This window comes from Planococcus sp. RAB007_Raresut, from assembly GCF_057369535.1.
Map to the genome: position 1 here is coordinate 1 of NZ_JBXYIF010000149.1, position 264 is coordinate 264.

Below are 264 nucleotides of genomic sequence, written 5' to 3' on the forward strand. Positions count from 1 at the left end.
GAGCGCGGTATCACCATTACCTCCGCTGCTACCACCTGTTTCTGGAAGAAGAACCAGATCAACATCATTGACACCCCCGGACACGTGGACTTCACGGTTGAGGTTGAGCGCTCTTTGCGTGTGCTCGACGGCGCCGTGGCTGTCTCCGACGGTAAGGAAGGTGTCGAGCCCCAGTCTGAGACCGTGTGGCGACAGGCTGACAAGTACAACGTGCCCCGTATCTGCTTCATCAACAAGATGGACAAGCTGGGCGCCAACTTCGAC

Annotated in this window: 1 protein-coding gene; it reads left to right on the forward strand. The window is 57.6% G+C overall.

What is annotated here, in order from left to right; translation table 11 throughout:
• Nucleotides 1-264: GTP-binding protein (locus tag AC2Q9J_RS18090; RefSeq protein WP_499042089.1), on the forward strand; the 264-nt coding region annotated here is incomplete at both ends.